Raw genomic sequence first — 4,487 nt, 5'->3', positions numbered from 1 at the left:
CTGACCCTCGCCGGCGGTGAGCACCTGGCCCATGATCACTTCGTCGACGTCGTTGGCGTCGACGCCGGCGCGCTCCAGCGCCGCGCGAATGGCCACCTCGCCAAGCTTGTGCGCCGGCAAGCTCGACAGCGAGCCGTTGAAAGAACCGACCGGCGTCCGCGCCGCGCCGACGATCACTATTTCGTCTTTCATCCTGATCTCCATACCCTGGGGGACCCCAGGTCATACCTCAGCGATTTCCGGCTGGAAAGCCCGACGAAGGGTCACGTTAAGCCTCACGGCAAAGCTCTGGTGCTGCGCACAAGGAACGTGCTAGTCATCTTCGCAGGTGCGGCATAGAGTAGCCTCAGGACGGGGTCCGGGGCTTAGGAGCGAAAGACACGTGGCTAGGGACGCGGACCAAGAGAGCCGGCCGGTCATTATCAAGAAATACGCGAACCGCAGGCTCTACAATACCGATACAAGCACGTATGTGACGCTTGAGGACCTCGCCGAAATGGTGCGGGGCGAGCGCGACTTCGTGGTCTACGACGCGAAGACCGGCGAAGACCTCACCCATGCTGTCCTGACTCAGATCATCGTGGAGCAGGAAAGCAGAGGCACCAGTCTCCTACCCATCGGTTTCTTGCGCCAGCTGATCCGCTTCTATGGCGACAGCATGCAGAAGCTTGTGCCGAGCTATCTTGAGTTCAGCCTCGACTCGCTCACCAAGCAGCAGGAGCAGTATCGGCGCCGCTTCACGAACGCTTTCGGCAACGCGGCGTTTGATGCAATGCAAGAGCAGGTGCGAAAAAATTTCGACACTTTCGAGCGCGCGCTCGGCTTGTTCACGCCCTTCGGCGCCGATGCGGCCAATGCGCGCGGCGAGGGGGACGCCGAGGATTCCCAGCCGAAGCTCGCGGCGCCGTCCGGCAAGAAGCCTGGCGCGGACGAGATCGACACGCTCAAGGCCGAGCTTCAGGCCATGCAGCAGCGACTCGAGAAGCTCTCCCGCGACTAGACTTTCACTTCTCGATTTTTGTCATTGCCCGGCTTGACCGGGCAATCCATTCCACTGGCCTCTCAACTTGCCAGGGCGCAACGGCATGGATGCCCGGATCAAGTCCGGGCATGACGAAATCAGATTTGCGGGAAGAGTCTTACGCGGCCTTGGCTGCGGTGTGCCGGCGCATGTGCGCGGCTGTCAGGTCCGCTTCCACCAGCGCGCGGTCATGGGCGGTGTCGGCCAGCAGGTGGATATGCACCTCGTTGGCGCCGATCTTCGCGCCCGCATGACGCAGATGGGCAAGATTGAGCGAGATCGCGTCGTCCTTGGTGTCGCCGAAGGCAGCGCCTCGCGGGTGCCGTCCTCGTGGCGGCGGACCAGGATGTAGTTGGCTTGGGGCAGGGCGGGGCAGCCCACCAGCGAATAGACGCTGTGGAGATAGCGGCGGCCCGACGCGCCACGCCAATAGTGGAACGCTTGGTCGAACGCGGCTTCCGCGCAGACCAGCGCAGGCTCCTCCGCCGGCCCCCAAGGGGCTGTCTCAGAAGCGTCTGCTTGGCTCGTCCACATGAAATCCCGTCCCGTTAACTTTGGCGACCTTAGAGGAAATGGGTTGACCGATGGCAAATACAAGACGCCTTCGATCACGTTTCTTCTATAGAACAAACAATGAACTCGTGCTCGGCGCCCGTCAAGCTTTTAAGTGTTACCAAAGGGTTAACGGGCCAGATCGGCGGCCTTCGCCTCGGCCAGAAGGCGGGCGGAGGCCGTCTCGATGGCCTCTTGCAGGCGGCTCAGAAATTCCGCCTTGGGGAGACCCGGCGGCAGCGGATCGAGGATCTCGACCACCGATTTTCCCGGCTTTCTCGCCCAACTGCGCCGGGCCCAGAAGACGCCGGAGTTGAGCGCCACGGGGACGCAAGGCACGTCGAGGGCGTTGTAGATCAGCGCGATGCCGGTCTTGTATTCCGGCGGCGCGCCCGGCGGGCGGCGTGTTCCTTCCGGGAACATTACGATTTCGCGCCCAGACGCGATTCGTTCCTTGGCCACGTGGAGCATGCGGCGCAAGCCCGCCGCGCCCTTGTCGCGGTCCACGGGGATCATGCCGAACTTGTAGGAGAACCAGCCATGGAACGGGATCCAGAACAACTCCCGCTTCATGAACAGGGCCGGGTCGTGGAACAGCGGGATGAGCGCGAAGGTCTCCCAGGCAGACTGGTGCTTGGAGGCGACCAGGAACGGCGGCTCGGGCAGCTTGTCGAGGCCGCGCACCTCGTAGTCCAGACCGACAATGTGCTTCAGAAGCCAAAGCTCGGAGCGCGCGTGCAGCTTAAGCGCCGCCATGGACCATTGGCGCGGTGCAAAGAAGAGCGGCGAGCACACCACCACGAACGCCGCCGTGGTGAGGTAGAACAAGATGCCGAAGAGGATGGAGCGGAACATTGCCGGCCTGCCTACGGTTCCGGCTCATCCTCGGGCGGCACCGAGGTGCCTTGCAAGGTCATGCGGGCGAGGTTGGTGGCCCATAGCCGTCCGAGCGCCGGCAGGTATTTCAGATATTCCGACAACAGGAGCCGTGTGGTGCCGGGATAGTGCCACCAACGCTCCACATGCACGTTGTTGTCGACCACGGGGTACGGGATGAGCGCTACGCCGGGAAGGGCGCGCTCGAGCTCGGCTAGCGCGCGGGGCAAATGGTAGTTGGACGTCACCACGATGATCGAGCTGTATTGGTTCAGGGTCACCCACTGAGCCGTCTCGGTGGCGTTGTCGATGGTGTTGCGCGCTTCCTTGTCGATATCGACACAGCAGGCGAAATACTGGTCGCCCTGGCTCGAGAGCTCCTTCAATTGCTCCAAGGTGGTGCCGCGATTGACGCCGGTAATCAGCACGCGCTTCGCCTTGCCCTGGCTGAGCAGCTTCATGGCTTCGTCGATGCGGGAGACGCCGCCGGTGAGCACGGTGATGCCGTCGGCCGGATGGGCCGGCTCGATCCGCTCACGGTCCACGCTGTTGGCGAAGACGATGAAGCCGATAATGAGCATCACGAGCAGTAGGATCGTGCCGTCGAAGAGCAGGCGGACGACGCCCATCAGGCCGGCGAAGCGCTGGAAGCGCCGCGGCCGGTCTTCGGCTCCTCTTGCTCTCGTACCTCGACGTCGTCGCTCACCGCGCACCCCGAACCTGGCCTCGCGCGGCGCAGAATAGGCAAAATCGCCGCCGCACGATATCGGCTTCGACCTCGGGTTTCATGAAGATCACGCGTAGTTTTTGAGGACGCGGAAGACCCCGAATCGCGAGGTGATCATGCACAGAGCCGCGACCACGACGACGATCCCCACCAGCAGGATATAGCCGCCGAGGTCGAGCTCGCCGGAGCCGAGTAGACGTCTGGTTTCCGCTTCGGTCACGGCGCCGCCGCCCAACAGATACATCAAGAAGGGCAGCAGCAAGAATGCGATGGCCGCGGCGAAGGCGCCCGCGAGGCCGGCACGCACGCCAAGCCCAAGAAAGTGCCGCTCGAACTCGGAGGCGATGAAGCGTTCGGTGGCGCCCACGAAATGCAGCACCTCGATGACCGCCCGGTTGGTGGCCATGGCGCTGCGCGTCGCCGAGACGATGACGGCGATGGTTGCCGCGGCGACCAGGCCGAGCACGGCGATGCCGCCGAGCGCGGTCGAGCGGGTAATCAGCTTGATCTCGGATTGCCAGCGGCGGTGATCGTCGAGCGTCACGCCCTCGAAGTTCTGGTTGAGTGCGTTTTTGATGAGGTCGATATCGGGGGGACTGGAGCGGTCGATCTCCACGGCGATCAGGCGCGGGATCGGCAGCGCCGAAAGCGCCGCGGTGGAGCCGAGCCAGGGCTCGAGCAGTTTTGCCGAATCGTCGGCGCTCAAGGGTTTGACCCTGGTGACGCCTCTCTGCTTGGCGAGGAACAGGGCGACCAGCGTCATCTTCTTCTCGATGTCGGCGGTGTTGAGCGGATCGAGCTCGATGGTGATCTCGCTGGCGATGTCATCCACCCAGGCATTGGCCGACTGGTTGATCATGTAGACCCCGCCGGCGGTGAGGCAGGCGAGGAAGGTCATGATGGCGATCACTATGGTGAGCGCGTTGCCTGCGATGGAGGCGGCGGGGACGATCTGCTGGGACGTGGCCTGAAATTTCGGCGGCAGCTTTGCGGCGAGGCGCGGGGGCAGGACACCGGCGATGAGGCCGGTCCAGGGATAGTCCTTGATATCGTCGAGGACCGTCACGGGCCGCTGACCTGGAGCTGCCCTTCGTAGAGCATCAGGCGCGGCGCCTCCAGTTGCTCCATGAGAGCGTAGTCATGGGTGGCGATGATCACCGAGGTGCCGAGACGGTTCAGTTCGACGAAAAGCCTGAGGAGTCGGTTGCCGATCGCCGGGTCCACGTTGCCGGTGGGCTCGTCGGCCAGGAGCAGTTCGGGCCGGCCGATGACCGCCCGGGCAATGGCCGCGCGCTGCTTCTCGCCGCCGGA

Annotated in this window: 7 protein-coding genes; 2 read left to right on the top strand and 5 right to left on the bottom strand. The window is 63.7% G+C overall.

Going from position 1 to position 4,487, the window contains the following annotated elements:
* Positions 1–192: thiolase family protein (locus tag AUC71_RS16540; RefSeq protein WP_483127816.1), on the bottom strand; the 192-nt coding region annotated here is incomplete at its 3' end.
* A 190-nt stretch (positions 193–382) separates the two neighbouring features.
* Between AUC71_RS16540 and phaR the strand changes: the two genes are divergently transcribed.
* Complete coding sequence (phaR, locus tag AUC71_RS16535) at positions 383–1,000, top strand: polyhydroxyalkanoate synthesis repressor PhaR (RefSeq protein WP_069625141.1); 618 nt, start codon at positions 383–385, stop codon at positions 998–1,000.
* Between the two features lie 85 nt (positions 1,001–1,085).
* A complete protein-coding gene (locus AUC71_RS16530; RefSeq protein ID WP_141701789.1) occupies positions 1,086–1,373 on the top strand; it encodes a hypothetical protein in 288 nt (95 codons plus the stop codon).
* A 329-nt stretch (positions 1,374–1,702) separates the two neighbouring features.
* Here the strand turns inward: AUC71_RS16530 and AUC71_RS16525 are convergent, their stop codons facing one another.
* The 4 genes from AUC71_RS16525 to AUC71_RS16510 form a co-directional block, all read right to left on the bottom strand.
* Complete coding sequence (locus tag AUC71_RS16525; RefSeq protein WP_069625139.1) at positions 1,703–2,428, bottom strand: lysophospholipid acyltransferase family protein; 726 nt, start codon at positions 2,426–2,428, stop codon at positions 1,703–1,705.
* A gap of 11 nt (positions 2,429–2,439) precedes the next feature.
* Positions 2,440–3,078 (bottom strand): YdcF family protein, encoded by a 639-nt coding sequence (locus AUC71_RS16520; protein WP_069625138.1) that lies wholly within the window; start codon positions 3,076–3,078, stop codon positions 2,440–2,442.
* Between the two features lie 165 nt (positions 3,079–3,243).
* On the bottom strand, positions 3,244–4,242 hold the full coding sequence (locus AUC71_RS16515; RefSeq protein ID WP_083238552.1) for a cell division protein FtsX: 999 nt from the start codon (positions 4,240–4,242) through the stop codon (positions 3,244–3,246).
* A partial coding sequence (locus AUC71_RS16510; RefSeq protein WP_141701788.1) for an ATP-binding cassette domain-containing protein occupies positions 4,239–4,487 on the bottom strand: 249 nt, incomplete at its 5' end. The genes AUC71_RS16515 and AUC71_RS16510, both read right to left, overlap by 4 nt.

This window comes from Methyloceanibacter marginalis, assembly GCF_001723295.1.
Classification (GTDB): Bacteria; Pseudomonadota; Alphaproteobacteria; order Rhizobiales; family Methyloligellaceae; genus Methyloceanibacter; species Methyloceanibacter marginalis.
The sequence above is the reverse complement of the archived record's forward strand: the minus strand, read 5'-3'. Positions and strand labels throughout refer to the sequence as shown.

Excerpts from the sequence above, each read along its gene's own strand:
- AUC71_RS16530 (WP_141701789.1), top strand. The coding sequence starts at position 1,086 with ATGGATGCCCGGATCAAGTCCGGGCATGACGAAATCAGATTTGCGGGA.
- AUC71_RS16525 (WP_069625139.1), bottom strand. The coding sequence starts at position 2,428 with ATGTTCCGCTCCATCCTCTTCGGCATCTTGTTCTACCTCACCACGGCG.
- AUC71_RS16520 (WP_069625138.1), bottom strand. The coding sequence starts at position 3,078 with ATGGGCGTCGTCCGCCTGCTCTTCGACGGCACGATCCTACTGCTCGTG.